The organism is Halorubrum lipolyticum DSM 21995, from assembly GCF_000337375.1.
GTDB lineage: Archaea > Halobacteriota > Halobacteria > Halobacteriales > Haloferacaceae > Halorubrum > Halorubrum lipolyticum.
Genome location: NZ_AOJG01000017.1, coordinates 125,129 through 140,859, shown reverse-complemented (window position 1 = coordinate 140,859; position 15,731 = coordinate 125,129). Strand labels below are relative to the sequence as shown.

At 70.0% G+C, this 15,731-nt stretch carries 15 protein-coding genes and 3 pseudogenes; 5 read left to right on the top strand and 13 right to left on the bottom strand.

Annotated features, from left to right (window positions below; all coding sequences use genetic code 11):
- Positions 1-5: 5 nt before the first annotated feature.
- Positions 6-1,343, bottom strand: a complete 1,338-nt coding sequence (locus tag C469_RS07255; RefSeq protein ID WP_008005192.1) for an outer membrane protein assembly factor BamB family protein — start codon at positions 1,341-1,343, stop codon at positions 6-8.
- Positions 1,344-1,649: 306 nt separating this feature from the next.
- Here C469_RS07255 and C469_RS07250 point away from each other — a divergent pair, with 306 nt between their 5' ends.
- Positions 1,650-2,015: a VOC family protein gene (locus tag C469_RS07250; RefSeq protein WP_049911122.1), complete on the top strand. Its 366-nt coding sequence runs from the start codon at positions 1,650-1,652 to the stop codon at positions 2,013-2,015.
- Positions 2,016-2,114: 99 nt separating this feature from the next.
- Here C469_RS07250 and C469_RS07245 read toward each other — a convergent pair whose 3' ends face one another.
- Complete coding sequence (locus tag C469_RS07245) at positions 2,115-2,342, bottom strand: DUF7543 family protein (RefSeq protein ID WP_049911113.1); 228 nt, start codon at positions 2,340-2,342, stop codon at positions 2,115-2,117.
- Between the two features lie 70 nt (positions 2,343-2,412).
- Positions 2,413-2,556: a hypothetical protein gene (locus C469_RS17160; protein ID WP_008005185.1), complete on the bottom strand. Its 144-nt coding sequence runs from the start codon at positions 2,554-2,556 to the stop codon at positions 2,413-2,415.
- Between the two features lie 94 nt (positions 2,557-2,650).
- Here C469_RS17160 and C469_RS07240 point away from each other — a divergent pair, with 94 nt between their 5' ends.
- The 3 genes from C469_RS07240 (at position 2,651) to C469_RS07230 (ending at position 4,902) form a co-directional block, all read left to right on the top strand.
- Positions 2,651-3,787 (top strand): aminopeptidase P family protein, encoded by a 1,137-nt coding sequence (locus C469_RS07240; protein ID WP_008005183.1) that lies wholly within the window; start codon positions 2,651-2,653, stop codon positions 3,785-3,787.
- A gap of 276 nt (positions 3,788-4,063) precedes the next feature.
- The gene (locus tag C469_RS07235; RefSeq protein WP_008005180.1) at positions 4,064-4,360 is read left to right on the top strand and encodes a DUF5789 family protein; all 297 of its coding nucleotides are present in this window, start codon (positions 4,064-4,066) and stop codon (positions 4,358-4,360) included.
- A gap of 95 nt (positions 4,361-4,455) precedes the next feature.
- Positions 4,456-4,902, top strand: coding sequence for a DUF302 domain-containing protein (locus tag C469_RS07230; protein ID WP_008005178.1), 447 nt, complete (start codon positions 4,456-4,458; stop codon positions 4,900-4,902).
- A gap of 52 nt (positions 4,903-4,954) precedes the next feature.
- Here C469_RS07230 and C469_RS07225 read toward each other — a convergent pair whose 3' ends face one another.
- From C469_RS07225 to C469_RS07195, 10 genes and pseudogenes are all read right to left on the bottom strand, one after another.
- Positions 4,955-6,130, bottom strand: a complete 1,176-nt coding sequence (locus tag C469_RS07225; RefSeq protein WP_008005175.1) for an inorganic phosphate transporter — start codon at positions 6,128-6,130, stop codon at positions 4,955-4,957.
- A 1-nt stretch (position 6,131) separates the two neighbouring features.
- Positions 6,132-6,260 carry a DUF7859 family protein gene (locus C469_RS17625; RefSeq protein ID WP_008005173.1) on the bottom strand — a complete coding sequence of 43 codons (129 nt, stop codon included), beginning with the start codon at positions 6,258-6,260 and terminating at the stop codon, positions 6,132-6,134.
- A gap of 373 nt (positions 6,261-6,633) precedes the next feature.
- On the bottom strand, positions 6,634-7,152 hold the full coding sequence (locus tag C469_RS07220) for a metallophosphoesterase (RefSeq protein ID WP_008005172.1): 519 nt from the start codon (positions 7,150-7,152) through the stop codon (positions 6,634-6,636).
- Between the two features lie 407 nt (positions 7,153-7,559).
- A pseudogene (locus C469_RS17485) lies at positions 7,560-8,171 on the bottom strand (replication factor C small subunit); the annotation flags it as partial.
- Between the two features lie 3 nt (positions 8,172-8,174).
- Positions 8,175-9,407: pseudogene (locus C469_RS17480) on the bottom strand (replication factor C small subunit); the annotation flags it as partial.
- 69 nt (positions 9,408-9,476) lie between these two features.
- A pseudogene (locus C469_RS17475) lies at positions 9,477-9,848 on the bottom strand (AAA family ATPase); the annotation flags it as partial.
- 79 nt (positions 9,849-9,927) lie between these two features.
- Positions 9,928-10,851 carry a DUF5995 family protein gene (locus C469_RS07210; RefSeq protein ID WP_008005168.1) on the bottom strand — a complete coding sequence of 308 codons (924 nt, stop codon included), beginning with the start codon at positions 10,849-10,851 and terminating at the stop codon, positions 9,928-9,930.
- A 16-nt stretch (positions 10,852-10,867) separates the two neighbouring features.
- Positions 10,868-11,815 carry an electron transfer flavoprotein subunit alpha/FixB family protein gene (locus C469_RS07205; RefSeq protein ID WP_008005166.1) on the bottom strand — a complete coding sequence of 316 codons (948 nt, stop codon included), beginning with the start codon at positions 11,813-11,815 and terminating at the stop codon, positions 10,868-10,870.
- Positions 11,815-12,603, bottom strand: coding sequence for an electron transfer flavoprotein subunit beta/FixA family protein (locus C469_RS07200; RefSeq protein WP_008005163.1), 789 nt, complete (start codon positions 12,601-12,603; stop codon positions 11,815-11,817). The genes C469_RS07205 and C469_RS07200 overlap by 1 nt, the downstream gene beginning before the upstream one ends.
- Before the next feature lie 106 nt (positions 12,604-12,709).
- Complete coding sequence (locus tag C469_RS07195) at positions 12,710-14,056, bottom strand: helix-turn-helix transcriptional regulator (RefSeq protein ID WP_008005161.1); 1,347 nt, start codon at positions 14,054-14,056, stop codon at positions 12,710-12,712.
- A gap of 253 nt (positions 14,057-14,309) precedes the next feature.
- Between C469_RS07195 and C469_RS07190 the strand changes: the two genes are divergently transcribed.
- The gene (locus tag C469_RS07190) at positions 14,310-15,692 is read left to right on the top strand and encodes a DUF7094 domain-containing protein (RefSeq protein WP_008005159.1); all 1,383 of its coding nucleotides are present in this window, start codon (positions 14,310-14,312) and stop codon (positions 15,690-15,692) included.
- Positions 15,693-15,731: the final 39 nt, after the last annotated feature.

The following is a 15,731-nucleotide window of genomic DNA, read 5'->3' as shown; positions in this document are numbered from 1 at the left end:
CGCCGCTACTCTCTCGCCACGAGCTTGTAGCACATCCCGGCCTCGTCGGAGCCCTCCGGGGCGCGCTCCGCGTAGTAGATCGCGTCGTCGGTCACGAACGGCGCGCTGGTCACGTCGCCGCGGCCCTCGGCCGTCCAGGTGACCGAGCCGTCGTCGCGGTCGAGCGCGTACAGCTTCGCGTCGTACGAGCCGACGAGCACGTGGTCGTTCGTGGCGACCGCGCTCCCCGTGATCCAGCCGCCCGTCGGCGTGGACCACAGCTTCTCGCCGGTCTCGAGGTCGATCGCGTAGGCGTTGCTGTCGTGGCTCCCGACGTACACCTCGCCGTCGTGGACCGCGGGAGCGCACATGACGCCGCCCGTGCTTCCCGGGTCGGGTTCGCCCTTCGCCGTCTCGCCCCCGTCGGTCTCGAACTCCCACAGCATCGAGCCGTCCTCGACGTCGAGCCCCGTGACGGTCCCCGCCCACGAGGGGACGACCGCGATCCCCTCGCTGATCGCGAGCGGGAGCTTCACGTCGCCGCCGGTGTCGTAGGCCCACTCGCGCTCCAGATCGGGGAACGACCACGCGTAGCAGTGGCCGTCGTTGGAGCCGAAGATGAGGCGGCCGTGCTCCCGATCGATCGCGACCGTCGAGTGCGGGTGGTTCGTGGGTCGCTCGTCGCGCCACTCGATCTCGCCGCTTTCCGCGTCCATCTTGACGACGCTCCCGCTCGGCGTCGCGTGTTCGATGGCGACGTAGAGCTTCCCGTCGAGGTAGGTCGGGCTGGCGGCGGCCGCGTCGCCGGCGTCGGTCTGCCACAGGACCTCGCCGTCGTCGAGCGCCACCGCCGAGACCACGCCGTCGTAGGTGCCGACGTACAGGCTCCCGTCCGCGATCGCCGGCGTCCCGTGGCTGCCGCGGTCGTCGTCGCTGATCGAGGTCGCCCAGTTCACCGATCCGTCCGGCGCGATCGACTGCACCCGGCCGGTGTCGTCCGCGAGCACGATCGCCCCGTTCGGCGCCTCGATCGGGCTCCCCTTCGAGGCCGAGTGGTCGCCGCGGTTCGCCGGCAGTTCCCACGCGGTCTCGACGGCCTCGGGGATCGCCGCGTCGACGTACCCGGTGTTCCGGAGCCCCTGCCGGAACTGCGTTTTCACTCCGTCGTCGGGGCCCGCGGTCGGGCGGTCGGCCCCGTCTGAACCCCCGCCGTCGCTCCCGTCTCCGGAGCCGCCGTTCCCGGAGGTGTCGTCCTCGGTCTCCCCGCCGGCGTCGAAGGCGGAGCACCCGGCGAGCCCCACGACGCCCGCGGTGCTCGCCGCGCCGAGGGCCCGGAGCCAGTCGCGACGCGTTCGTTCGCTCATGGTGACCCATACCCCAGCGAGAATAAAAAGCCACGTTCCTCGGCGGCGCTCTTTGGGAGACACCGGGCCGAGATGTCGGACCGAAACGCTGGACCGAGAGACCGGACCGAAACGCTGGACCGAGAGACCGGACCGAAACGCTGGACCGAGAGACCGGACCGAAACGCNGACCGAAACGCTGGACCGAGAGACCGGACCGAAACGCTGGACCGAGAGACCGGACCGAAACGCTGGACCGAGAGACCGGACCGAAACGCCGGGACGCCGCCCGGTGCCGTGAAGTGCCCCGTACCCGTTCTCGGAGCCATGTCCGGAATCGTCTTTCACGCGACGGAGCGGCACGACGCAGTCGTCGAGTTCTACCGCGAGACGATGGGCGCCGCGGTGCGGCTCGAACAGCTCGACTGCACAATCTTGGGGTATGACAACATGCTGTTCGGGTTCTGTGAGCGCGACCGCACCGACGACTGCGGGACGCTCACGTTCGTGTACCCGGACCGCGAGGGGGTCGATGAGGCCCGGGAGCGGCTCGCCGAGGCGCCCGGCGCCGGCGCCGTCGAGACGCCGCGCGAGAACGAGCGCTACGACATTTATCAGTTCTTCGCCGAAGACCCCGACGGCCGGACGATCGAGTGTCAGGCGTTCCTCGATGACGCGGTGTCGCTCCCCTGACCGCCGGCCCGGTCGCCGGGTCGTCGTTGTCGGTCGATGGACGCTGCCGGCCGGACAGCTACCGATCAGTCGACGTTGTGGACCAGTCGGCGCTGCCGATCAATCGACGTCGCGCTCCTCTCGCCACGCCGCCGCGCGGTCGAGCGCCGCCTCGCGGTCGTCGAACCGCTCGCGCTCGTAGGCCGACTCGTCGGCGGCCTGTTCCATCACGTCGAGGCGGACGACGAACCCGCCGTCGCCGCGCTCGCGGAGCCGGACCGTCGCGTAGCCGTCGGAGCGTTCCCACTCGGTGATCACGTCGTCCTCGCGTCCCAGCGACCAAGCCATACCGGAGAGGGCGGGCGGCGCGGCTAAAACGGCGCGGTTCGCGACCGCCGACGGGAACGCGACGCTCCGGTCACTCCTCACCCGTTCCCGGGGCCGTCGCGTGCGAACAGACCGGACAGACGGCGTAGCCGAGGGCGTCGTACGGCACCGACGCCGAGGGTGCGGTCACGTCGCACTCGGGGCAGTCGAACGTCGAGCCCTTCTGGATGCTCATACCCGCTCGTGGGACGCTTCGCATATCGTTATGGGGCGCTTGCCGTCCCTCAACGCATCCCTACTTATAAACGACCGCCGGTCCGAGTGCGAACGTGACCGAAGACGTCCACGCGGAACGGCGCGAGCGCGCGGCGGCGCGGCTCCGGGAGACCGGCGCCGACGGGCTCGTCTGTTTCCCCAGTCGGAACCTCCAGTACCTCACCGGCTTCGCCGAGGAGCCGGGCGAGCGACACCTCCTGCTCGTCGTGCCGGCGGGCGACCGCGCGACGGATGGGGCCTCCCTCCCCGAACCGGAGTTCCTCGTTCCGGCCCTCTACGAGACGCAGGTCCGGGAGGAGACCACCGTCGACGCGGTCCGGACGTGGGCCGACGGCGACGACCCGACCGTCGCCGTCCGGGACCTGCTCGGCGACCTCGGGCTCCGCGAGGGGCGACTTCTCGTCGACGACACGATGTGGGCGACGTTCACGCAGGACCTCCGGAGCGCCGCGCCCGACGCGGCGTGGGGGCTCGCGAGCGAGGCGCTCGCCGACCTCCGCGTGCGGAAGGACGAGGCCGAGTTGGACGCGATGCGCGCGGCCGCGGTCGCCGCCGACGAGACGGTCCGGGACCTCCGCGAGCTCGGCGCGGACGCGCTCGGGATGACCGAGTGCGACCTCGCCGACTGGGTCGCCGACCGGCTGGCCGCCCACGGCGGCGAGGGGACCTCGTTCGAGACGATCGTCGGCGCGGGGCCGAACGGGGCGAAGCCGCACCACGGCTGCGGCGACCGCGAGATCCGGGCGGGCGAGCCGGTCGTGCTCGACTTCGGCACCCGGGTCGACGGCTACCCCTCCGACCAGACGCGGACGCTCGTCTTCGACCGCGAGCCGCCGGCCGAGTACGAGCGCGTCCACGAGACCGTCCGGGAGGCGCAGGCCGCCGCCGTCGAGGCGGTCGAACCGGGCGTCGCCGCCGAGGTGATCGACCGGGCCGCGCGCGAGGTCATCGAGGACGCCGGGTACGGCGACGCGTTCTTCCACCGCACCGGTCACGGGGTGGGGCTCGACGTCCACGAGGAGCCGTACGTCGTGGCCGGCAACGACCGGGAGCTGGAGCCGGGAATGGTCTTCTCGGTGGAGCCGGGGATCTACCTCGACGGGCGGTTCGGCTGTCGGATCGAGGACCTCGTCGTCGTCACCGGAGACGGGTGCGAACGACTGAACGACACCGACCGCGGCTGGCGGTGAGGGGTGGCGGAGTCGGTGAGGAGAGGCAGAGCCGGTGAGGAGAGGCAGAGCCGGTGAGGCGAGTCGAAATACGCGGGAAGTGGTGGCGGGAACCAGCGCGCGCCGTTCCGGCACGCGGTCGCGGGAATCGTGTGTGTGATCCCAGTCACAACTTGCCGACGATCCATATATTTGTCACGCAATTATTCCGGGCGACCGGTCTCGCACGGGGCCCGCGTCGGGTCCGTGCCGGTCGGCATCGAAACCATTAGTGTCGACGGAGCGAAAGCGCGGGGTATGAGCGACACCGACGAGGCCGAGGCGGAGGAGGCGGAGGAGCCGGCCGTCGAGCTTGGCGAGGGGCCGGACGTGGCGGGCGAGCCGATCGCCCGCGTCGCATCGCGGCTCACGTGGCCCGCGAAGCGCAGCGACCTGCGCGCCCAGGAGGGCGACGCGACGATCCGCACTCCGAAGGGCGCACGCGACCTCGACGACGTGCTCGCGGACTCCGAGGTCCCGCTGTTCGAGAGCCGGAGCGAGTTCGTGACGGAGGTCGAGGCGGTCGTCGGACGCGGCCCGGTCGCGACCGAGTAGCCGGTCCCCGTTCGCCTTCGGCTTCCGCCTTCGCCGCTTCGCTCGTCCCCCTCCGCCGCCGCGAGCTTTTTGTCCGGGCGACGCGGATTCGTGATATGTCGATCCCGTTCGATCCGCACGAACTCGACCCCGAGGAGTACGGCGAGACGCAGACGACGCTGGAGACCGATCACGAGTCGGCGATCGAGCGCGTCCGCGAGGTGTGTCTCGACGCGGGGTTCGGGATCCCGGTGGAGTTCTCCCCGTCCGAGATGCTCAACGAGAAGGTCGACGCGGACCGCGACCCCTACTACGTCCTCGGCGCCTGCAACCCCGCGATGGCGGACCGCGCGCTCGACGCGACCGACGGGCGGATCGGCGGTCTGTTCCCCTGTAACATGGTGATCTGGGAGACGGCGCCCGGCGAGCAGGTCGTCTACCACATCTCGATCATGAAGACCGCGCGGCTCCTCGGGCTCCCGACCGACGACGAGGAGATGGACGCGATCATCGCCGACACCGGCGAGATGGTCGACGCCGTGTTCGCGGAGCTAGAAGAGTAAGCGACGGCAGCCGTTTATAAGCGAACACCGCCCCAGACGCTCCGGTCACTCGTCACAGCACGAACTGCACGGCGGTGTACACGCCGAACCCGAGCGCCAGCGATCCGACGAGCGACGCGACCCACGCGAACACCGTGTACCCCATCTTCGATCGGCTCACGCCCGCGTCGCCGGCGGCGTAGCCCGCGCCGACGATGGCGGAGACGATGATCTCGTTGAACGAGACGGGGATTCCGAACGCGACGGCGATCTGCGCGATCGCGAACGACGGAATGAGCGCCGAGATCGACCGCCGCGGGCCCATCGAGGCGTAGTCCTGCGCGATCGCTTTGATCATCCGCGGGGCGCCGGTCCACGACCCGACGAGCAGCCCCGCGCCGCCGCCGACGAGCAGCGCCCACAGCGGGACACCGACCTCGCTGAAGATCGGGACGAGCGGGCCGATCGCGAGCCCGACCTGCGAGCCGCCGGCCGAGAAGGCGACGAGCCCGCCCATCGCGAGGAGGAACCGCCGCTGGGCGCCCGCGCGGTCGCGACCGAGGTCGGCGTACACCGCGAGCGCGACGACCGCCGCCACCGCGACCGTGACGATGGGCGTGCCGATCGCGCCGACCCCGAGTCCGGGACCGAGCGCCTCCGACAGCGACGCCTGCTCGCCCGGGGGCCCGAGCAGCGCGAACCCGACGTTCGCGACGATCGCGCCCACGACGCCGGCGAGCGCGGCGGTGAGGGGCCGTTCGGGGAGCCGATCGCCGATGAGGAGCCGCGCGACGGCGTACGCGACGCCGCCGCCGACGAACGGGGTGAGCACCCACAGCGTGAGGATCTCGGTGTACTTCGCCCACGCCGGGTCGCCGCCCATCGCGATCCCGACGCCGACGACCGCACCGGTGACGGTGAAGGCGGTCGCGATCGGGTAGCCGGCGAACACGCCGATCGCGACGAGCGCGGCCGCGGTGAGCAGCGCGACGATGGCTGCACCGGCCGTGAGGGTCACGCCGCCGATCAGCTCCGTCCCCACCGCTTCCGTCACGTTCGCGCCCTGCAGAATCGCGCCGAGCAGCCCCAACACGCCGACGACGAGCCCCGCGCGCATCACCGAGATTGCGTTGGCACCGACCGCCGGCGCGAACGGCGTCGACCCCGAGGAGCCGGCGCCGATCGACCACGCCATAAAGAGGCTGGCGACGGCGGCGACGCCGAGGGTGGCGACAGTTACGACGACCATGTTACCGCTGTCCGTCGTCGTACCCTTCGCGGAGCCCCGTCAGAGTGCGCCGGACGAGCAGGAACCCGAAGAAGAAGAATCCGAGCAAGGCGACGAGGATCACGACGAACAACGGTTCGACCGGGAGCATACACTCGAATCCGTCGGGACGGTGTTATGCGTTTCGGCAGCCCGGTCGTCCGCCGGTTCCGGGCCCCCGCTCCGGTCGTCGATCGATTACTAAAACGCGCCTTTGTGCATAAGCTACGTATAAGCTATCACCGCCACAAGATGTCGATGCGACCCCCGCTTCGGCCCTCACCCCACGATCGGTCACCGACCGGCGAGCCGCGACGGCACACGACGCCCGCCCGCTCGGGTCTCCCTCCCCCACCCCCCTCTCCTGTCCGCGCTCTCCGGAGTGGCCGACAGGCGGGGCGTCGCGTCCGCCCGCCGACACCCTCCCCCCGTTCGGCGGGCGCCGCTTCTCCCGCGTCGGCCGCGCCGTCCGGCCGGGACGCCGGCTACGGCGCGATCCGGAACTCCTCGAACACCTCGCCGTCCGGCGTGACGAGCCGTCCGTCCAGCGCGCTCTCGCCCTCCGACGCCGGTTCGAGCTCCGCGTGCGCCGGTCGGTTCCCGCGGGGCTGGGCGTGGCTCCCGGGGTTCAGAATCGGAAGCGCGCCCGAGTCGTCGAACCGGGGGCGGTGGCTGTGTCCGCAGATCACGGCGTCGGCGCCGCGCTCCCGGGCGAGCATCACGAGCCCGGTGTCCCCGCTGCGGTGTCGGTGCGTGACGGTGAACCGGACGCCGGCGTACTCCGCGGTCAGCACTTCGGGAAGCCGGTCGCGGATCGCCGCGTCGGCGTTGTTGCCGTAGACGGCTCGGAGGGTCCGCGAGGCCGACTCGAACGCGTCGAGGACCGGCTCGCGGTAGAAGTCGCCGGCGTGGACGACGAGGTCGGCCTCGCGGACCGCCTCCGCGGTCCGGCCCTGCAGTTTCGTCTCCTCGCGCGAATGGGTGTCCGAGACGACGACGAGCATACTCGCCGTCGGTGCGCGCCCGGCTTAAAAAGCGCGCCACGAGACGCAACGCCGATTTATATATGAACACGTTGCGGTGGCGCGCGCCTGCGAGCGGGCCATCGACCCGCGAGCAGCACCGCGCGAGGGAGTCGGCCACTCGAAGCGAAGCGGAGAGTGGCCGACGAGGCTGGGGGGGCATGAGGCTGCGGTCGCTGTGCGGGCGGGGTGGGGCTCAAAGGGGCAGCCGTGAGGACGAAGCACGGCGACGTAAGTACCGCAACGAGCCGCGCGAGTCCTCGCGGCTGGGGCTTTGGCGGTGTTCGTCGTCGATCCGCCAGTAACATCTATTTATAAGTGACGCCAAACTCGCCACACACACCCGCCGAGCAGGTACACAAATCGATTCCGGTATCCGCTAAGATCGCCTATTCCTCTAACGATAGCGACGCGAGCAGCGACTCCAACTGCACCTGCTCGTTGGCGCCCTCGGCGATCCGGTAGTCGGCCTCGCCGATCCGCTCCATCAGCGCGACTGCCTCGCGCTCGCTCAGGTCGAACTCCCAGACGGAGCGGTGGAGCTGGTCGATCACGTCGCCGCCGGCCATCCCCGTCTCCGTGAGGAGCTGATCGAGCGTCGCCCGCGCCCGCGAGAAGTCGCCCTCTAAGGCGTTCGTCACCATCGACTCGATCTCCTCGGGCCGCGCGGTCGCCGTGATCGCGTACACCGCCTCCTCGTCGACCACGTCGCCGGTCGTCGCCGCCGCCTGCAGGGAGTTGATCGCGCGGCGCATGTCGCCGTCCGCGGCGTACACCAAGGCGTCGACCCCCTCGTCGGTCACCTCGATCCCCTCCGCCGCCGCGATCTCGCGGGTCTGCGCGGCGACGGCCGCGTCCGAGAGCGGCGAGAAGCGGAAGACGGCGCAGCGCGACTGGATCGGGTCGATGATCTTCGACGAGTAGTTACACGAGAGGATGAAGCGCGTGTTGTCGGAGAACTGCTCCATCGTCCGGCGTAATGCTGACTGAGCGTCATCGGTGTTGTGCGTTAACACTCCGTTCGCGAGCATGAAGTTGGGAGTGTCCTCCATGGTAATGTTGTACGCCTTGCCGCGATGGCTGTACTCGATGCTCTCGATCGCGACCGTCTGAACGCTCTGTAGTCCGCCGTCCGTGACGACCGCCGGTTCGAACTCCTCTTTCTCGTAGTGCTCGTGGTGAGGCATGGCGCCGTCGCCGACGACGACGTAGGTGTACTCGTCTCCGTACGTTTCGAGGAACTCCTCGACTTTCTCGGTCTGCCCCCACAGCTCGGCGACTCCCTTGACCTCGATGACCGTCTCTCCGAGTAGGAAATCGGGATGGTATACGGAGTCAGACAGCTCGAACGCCGGTTCGTACTCGTACTCGATGCCTGCCTCCTGCAGCGCCTTCGCGACATCGTACTCCCAGTCGGATCGAACCAAGTGTCCGAGTTCGTCGCTGTGTCTGATGTTGCCGCCGGTCGGTTCGTGGCCTTTCAGCGCTTCGGAGACCTTCTCTGCGACTTCCGGATCGCGCATCGGATTATTGTCACCGCTGATGTCGCAAACGGGGTAGTCACAGTTTTCGATGCTCTTGTCGATTACCGCCTGCCTCTCGTCGTCGTCCAAGTTTTCCCACCACTCGACCGTGGCCGCACCGATGTCTGCTTTTACCTCGTCGGGGTCCGCGTCGACGACCCACTCCTCCCACGACGTTCCCGACCGCATCTCGCTGATTGCCTCGCGGACTCGGTCCACCGTTTCCTTATCCATCTCCCACACGTTGACGCCGTGGAAATCCCCGCCGTAATTCGGGTTGTTACTTCCGGCAAAGCGACCGTCTGAGAGTTTCTCGACGATCTTCTTTCTCCGTTCATCGGACCATTCGGTCCCGTGCATCGGGTTCCCGTCCCCGCGCATCTCCTGGCTGTGGCCCTCATTTTTGCACTTGATGGAACAGAAGCGTCCCGCCGTCCACGACTCACAGATCTCGCACTGAGACACCCCGACCTCGTCTTTGAAGTCCGCGATTTCGTCCCCTGGCGATAGTTCTCTGAGTTCCTTCTCTACGAGTCTCCCGTCTTTGCCGACCACGAAAAACGGGTGAGTTGGACTCGCGATCGTGGTTCGACCGTCTTCCAGTTCCACTTCGAGGAAGTCCGCGGTACCAGAGTCGACGAGTCTCCCTTTGTCGGACTGTATCTCGTTGGTCTCGAAATCGACGGACGGGATCGGTTCGCCCTCCGCACTCACTTTCTCGATGGGCTTGACCTCCGGACTCGACGGATACCCCGTGACGACCTCGGTTCCTGGCGGCACGCACAACGAGTCCGCCTCATCAAGAAAGACGATCCGGAAGTCGCCGCCGAACGACGACCGTGCGAACCCCTTGATCCGGTCGCGGACCACGTCGATCCCGCGCTGGTCGGAGGCGTTGAGTTCGAGGAAGTTCCCGCGCCAGTTGTCCTCGCCGTACACCTGGCGGGCGATGGCGGTGGCGGCGGTGGTCTTCCCGACGCCGGCGGGCCCCGAAAAGAGCAGGTGCGGGATGTCGTCCTGGTCGATGTAGCTCTGAAGTCGTTCGACGATCGCCTCCTGTCCGTGGATGTCGTCGAGCGACTGCGGCCGGTATTTCTCGATCCAGATCTCCCGGCCGGTCGCGGTCGCGACCGTCTGCTCGTCGGCCTCGCTCATGGCGGATCGGAGGGTCGGCGGGGTGATAAACGCCCCGAGAACGGGACGCGCCCGGACGGGGCTGCTCCCCCGCCGTCCCCTACATCCGGCGCCGGATCGCGTCGTAGAACGCGCCTCCCGCGTCGACGCCGGCCTCCGCGTCTCGCAGGCGTGCGCTCGCGTCGACGCCGATGTCGGGTGCGAGCGCGATCGCCGCGGCGCCGGTCGCGACGGTCTCGGTCCGCCAGTCGACGTACGGCTCGCCGATCCACGCCGGCAGGTCGGCGCGCAGGACGGCGTTCCGCCACGCGAACTCCCGGGTTCCCTTCAGCCCGAGCAGGGCCAGCCGGTCGTCGAGGGGGTCGAGCAGCCGGTCGACCCCCGCGATCTCGACCGCGGCGTACGCCTCGACGAGCGCGTCCTGCGCGGTCTGGGCGAGCCGAGCGAGGATCGCGTTTATCCGATCGTGGTCCTCGCGTTTGGCGTCCCGGTCCGGATCGATGCCCACGTCGCCGAGCGTGTACGTGAGGTCGTAGGTGATGTGCGCGTTGATCCCGAGCAGGGCGTCCTGCGCGACGAGCGTCTCGCCCCGAGCCGCGGCGGCGAAGGCGATCAGCCACGGGCGCGGGAGCGACTCGAACGCCCGCAGCTCGAACGCGACCAGCGCCCGCCGGTAGCGCTCCGCGAACGCGACGAGGTACGACGCGGTCCACTCGGGGTCGAGGAACGCCCCGTCGTCGATCGCGGTCCGGACGGTCGCCGTCATCCGACTGTACACCGTGAGAAACACCGCGCGCCGGTCGCCGCGCTCGCGGAGGTACGACTCGGTCCGCGCCAGTCGGTCGTCCACGTCGGAGACCGACGCGAACGGAGCCGAAACGAGATCGAGCAGCGCCGCGTCCGGCTCGTCGTCCGCCAGCTCCGCGGCCATCGCGTCGATATCGAGCTCGACCGTCCGCCGAACCCCGGCGAGCAGCGCTCTCGCCTCTTCGGCGGTCGGGACGGCGGCGCGGATCGGGGTCATCGTAAGTCGGTGGCGACTACGCGAACTCGTCGATGAGTTCGGGAACCACGTCGAACAGGTCCCCGACGACGCCGTAGTCGGCGATGTCGAAGATGGGCGCGTTCGGGTCGGTGTTGATCGCGACGATCGTGTCCGACCCCTTCATGCCGGCGACGTGCTGGACCGCGCCGGAGATGCCGATCGCGATGTACACGTCGGGCGTGACGACCTTCCCGCTCTGCCCGACCTGCCGGTTTTTCGGGAGCCAGCCGTTGTCGACGATCGGCCGGGAGGCGGAGAGGGTCGCGCCGAGCGCGTCGGCGAGCTCCTCGACGAGTTCGAGGTTCTCCTCCTCCTCGATACCGCGACCGACGGAGACGAGCACGTCCGCCTCCGAGATGTCGACGTCGCCGCCGGCGACCTCCTCGAAGCCCGTGACGCGCGCGCCGGACTCGGGGTGGTCGACCTCGACCGACTCGACCGTCGCGTCGCCGACCCCCTCTGCGGGCGCCCACTCGCCGCCCCGGACGGTGAGGACGAAGCGGTCGCCGTCCACGTCGACCGTCGTCTCCACCTTCGAGCCGTACATCTCGCGGGTGACGGTCAGCCCGTCGTCGTACTCGAAGCCGATCGCGTCGGTCACCAGCGGGAGGTCGTGTTCCTCGGCGACGGCGGGCGCATAGTCCAGCCCGTTGACCGAGTTCGGGATCACGACGGTCCCCGCGTCGGTCCTCTCGAGCAGCGCCCCGACCGCCGACTGGTAGACGTTGTGGTCGAACTCCTCGCCGTTGGCGACGGCGTGGACCGCGTCGACGCCCTCGCGGTTCAGGTCCTCGGCGAAGCCGTCGACGTCGCCGCCGATCGCCGCGACGCGGAGGTCGCCGCCGCGCGCGTCGGCCAGCTCGCGCCCGGCCGTGATAGCTTCGTAGGAGACGTCACGAAGCTCCCCGCGCCGGTGTTCCGAGACGACGAGCACGTCCGACATCACGCGCTCACCCCCTTCTCCCGCAGGACCTCGGCGAGCCGACCCGCCGCCTCGCCGGCGTCGCCCTCGATGATCTCGGCGTCGGACTCGCTCTCCGGCTCGTACATCGAGGTGATCGCCAGCGCGCTCTCCACGTCGGCGGCCGACAGTCCGAGGTCGGCCAGGTCCTTCGCGTCGATCTCCTTACGCTGGGCCTGCCGGATGCCGCGCAGGCTCGCGTATCTCGGCTCGTTGAGCCCGGTCTGGACGGTTAACACGGCGGGGAGGTCCACGTCGGTCAGCTCCTCGACGCCGCCCTCCAGCTCGCGGTGGACGCGCGCGACGCCCGCGTCGGCGTCGACCTCGAGGTCGTTGACGACGGCCGCGTGCTCGAAGCCGATTCGCTCCGCGAGCGCGACGCCCGTCGCGCCGAACCCGGTGTCCGCGGCCTGGACGCCGCCGAGCACGAGGTCGGGCTCCTCCGCCTCGACGACCGCCTCGAACGTCGTGACCTTCGCGGCCACGTCCGAAAAGCCCTCTTCGAAGGCGTCGTCCCAGACGCGCACGGCGCGGTCGGCGCCCTTCGCGAGCGCCATCCGGATCGTCTCCTCGGCGCGCTCGGGGCCGATGGTGACGGCGACGACCTCGTCCGCGATTCCCGCCTCGGCCAGCTGCACCGCCGCCTCGACCGCGTAGTCGTCCCACTCGTTGAGGTCGTACTCGAGGTCCGCCTCCGCGATGTCGGTGCCCTCGATCGCGAAGTCGTCGTCCGGCTCCGCGACCTCCTTGACTGTCACCAGAACTTTCATGATCGATACTCCGTCGTTCGACCTGTAAGAGCTTTCGGAACGCCTCACAGCGGGCGAGCGGTTTCCGCGTTCCCCTCCCCTTCAGTCTGATCCCCGGCCGCCGACCTCAGGTCTCGAATCCGCCGTCGCCGTCGTCAGCAGCGCCGTTTTCACCGCTGTCGCCGCTGTCGTCAGCCGCGCCGCTTCCACCGTCGCCGTCCTCTCCGTCCGGGATCGAGATCAGGTTCTCGCGCCCCAGCCGGAGCTTCTCCACGCGCCCCGAGTCGGCCATCGCGGAGAGCAGCTGCGACACCTTCGCGTCCGACCAGCCGGTCTCCGCGACGATGTCGGCCTGTCGCATCCGTCCGCCGTTGTCCTCGAGGAGGCGCTCGACGCGCTCCTCGTCGGACAGCAGCGAGAGGTCCTCCGCTTCTTCCTCGGCCCCGGCGTCGTCGCCCTCCGAGCCGTCGACCGTCGAGTCCGAACCGGCTGCGGCGCCGGCTGCGGCGCCGGCTGTGGCGCCGTGCGGGCCGGGGTCGGCGGGTCCGTCCCCGTCGCTGTCGACGCCCCCGCCGTTGGCGCTCTCGTCCGCCACAGCGGCGGAGCCGCGGTCCATCCGCCGGTACCCGACGACACTCCCGGCGATGAGCACCGCGGCGACAACGATCGCGGCGGTGATCATCGTCCACGGGGGAGCGGCCGTGCCCGCGGGCCCGTAGACGATCACGACGGGGTCGTCCTCCTGGAAGGTCTGGGCCCCCTCGATGATGACGTCGCCGTCCGAGAGCTGCGCCACGGCCGTGCTCGGCGTCCCCGTGACGGTGTACCCCTCCGGCGTCGTCACTTCGAGGGTCTGTCCGGCCTCCAGCGAGAGCAGCCACGTCCCGTCGTTCGGGGTGGTCAGCGCGTCGCCCAGCACGAGGTTCTCACCGTCTTCGTCGAGGAAATCGGTCCAGACGAACGTCAGCCGGAGCTCGCCGACCGCCGCCGTCTCGTCGCTCGTCACGTCGAACGACGAGGGGTCGTCGTGGACGTCGACCTCGCGGTCGACGTCCACGATCCGCATCCTCCGGTCGACATTCCGACTCGCCTCGCGGGCGAAGCCCTCGAACATCGCCGCGTCGGGACCGACTTCCCCCTCGAGGAACCGGTCGCCGGCCGCGTCGAACGCCGCGCGGTCGGTCTCGTCGGCGAGCGCGTATCTGACCGAGACGGTCCACTGGGCGTCGCGGTCCGGCGTCGGCTCGATCCGGATCCGCGTCGCCGTGGTCGGGTCGAACGGTTCGTCGATCTGTTCGACGGCCGACGAGTCGACGGCCGACGGGTCGACGGCCCACGGGTCGATCCCGGAGGGATCGGCGTCGAGGGAAGGCGAGGGCGAGGGCGTGTCTCCCACCACGGGCGCGGCGCCGCTCGCGACGAGCGCGACGGCCACCAACCCGACGAGGAGAGCGCGAGACGGGGCGTTCCGCATACAGATCAGGGCACTCAGGCGCCGGGCAAAACGCTTTCCATCGCACATTTTGCCCGTCCGAACCGCGCCGTCGACGACGAACGGGTGGACGGGTTCGTCGGACGCGGCCGATCGTGAACGCCACGAGTCGACCCGAGTTTGGGGGGCTGTCGACCCGAGTTCCGCCCGGCTGTCGACCCGAGTTCCGACAGGCTTCGGATCGCGTCGGTCCGTTGAGGTGGCTTTTTTATATCGCGACCCGAATCGACACGGTATGAGAGCCCTCCCGATCTCCCTCGCGGTGCTGCTTCTCCTCGCGCCGATCGCCGGCGCGGTGTCGCCGGCGGCCGTCGCGGGAGCGGTCGCCGACTCCGCTACCGAGGGTATCGACCCCGCCGCCGAGGGCACCGCTCCCGCCGCCGAGGGCACCGCTCCCGCCGCCGACGGCGTCGACTCGACCGGCGCCAACATCGGATCGCCCGCCGACGGCGCCGCCGAGCGCGTCGGCGAGGACCGCGACCGTCGGCAGGTCGATCCGGCGAACCTCACCTTCCGGACGCTGTCCACGCCGAGCGACGTCGACACGCGCGTCGGCGCCTCGGCCCGCGGTGCGAACCTCGGCTCGTCGGTCGGGTTCTCCGTCGGCGAGACCGACGCCGCCATGGAGACCGCGGCGGTCGTCGACCGGATCGAGGCCGCCGAGACGAGCGCGGAACGGCAGCGCCGGATCCTCGCCGCGATCAACCGTGTCGAGCGCGACGAAGTGACGCTCAACAGCCGACAGACGGAGGCGTTCAGCGCCCACGCGACCGGCAACCTCTCCGACCGAGAGCTCCTCGACGAGCTCGTCCGCATCGCCGCGACCGCCCGCGAGTACGACGAGCGGCTCGACGAACTCGACGCGCTCGCGGCGGAGACGGACGGGTTCAGCTCCCCGACCCGACTCGACGAGCTCCAGGTGGGGCTGCAGGTGTACGAGGGCCCCGTCCGCGAGTTCGCGCTCTCGGCCGCGCGCGGCGAGGTGTCGGCCACCGAGGTGTACGTCGAGTCGAGCGACCGGTCGGTCGTGCTGGCGACGATCGCCGACGGGGAGTACGTCCGGGAAGTCTTCCGGGTCGACCGGTGGGACCGCGGGGGCGGAGCGATCAGCAACGACGAGGCGATCGAGGCCACGTCCGCCGCCTACCCGGAGACGGCGTCGCTCCGCGAGCCCGACGCGTTCGGGGCCGGCTCGGTCCAGCGGATCACCATCCCGCACGAGTTCGGGCTCCTCCGCACCTTCGTCAGCGGCGGGACGAGTCAGGTGTTCGTGGAGCACCAGCGCCTCGCGCTCGACGCGTTCCCCGACACCGAGACCGCCTCCGAGACCGGCGACGGCTTCAACGTCACCGTCGACCGCAGCTACGCCGGTGGCCCGGTGACGGTGACCGTTCGGGACGAAGAGACGGGCGAACCCGTCCCCGACGTCACCGTCACGAAGAGCGTCGGAGGCGGCGACAGCCAAGCGATCGGCACCACCGACGCGGACGGCGTAGTGCGGACGCTCTCGCCCGCGGACTCATACCGAGTCACCGTCGTCGACGAGCCCCGCGCCGTCTTCGTCGACGACCTCGACCCCATCGCGACGCCGCGCCCGGTCGACGATACCGACGAGTAGGACGCCACCGCCGGTCCCGACGTTTTTCCCGGATCCCGC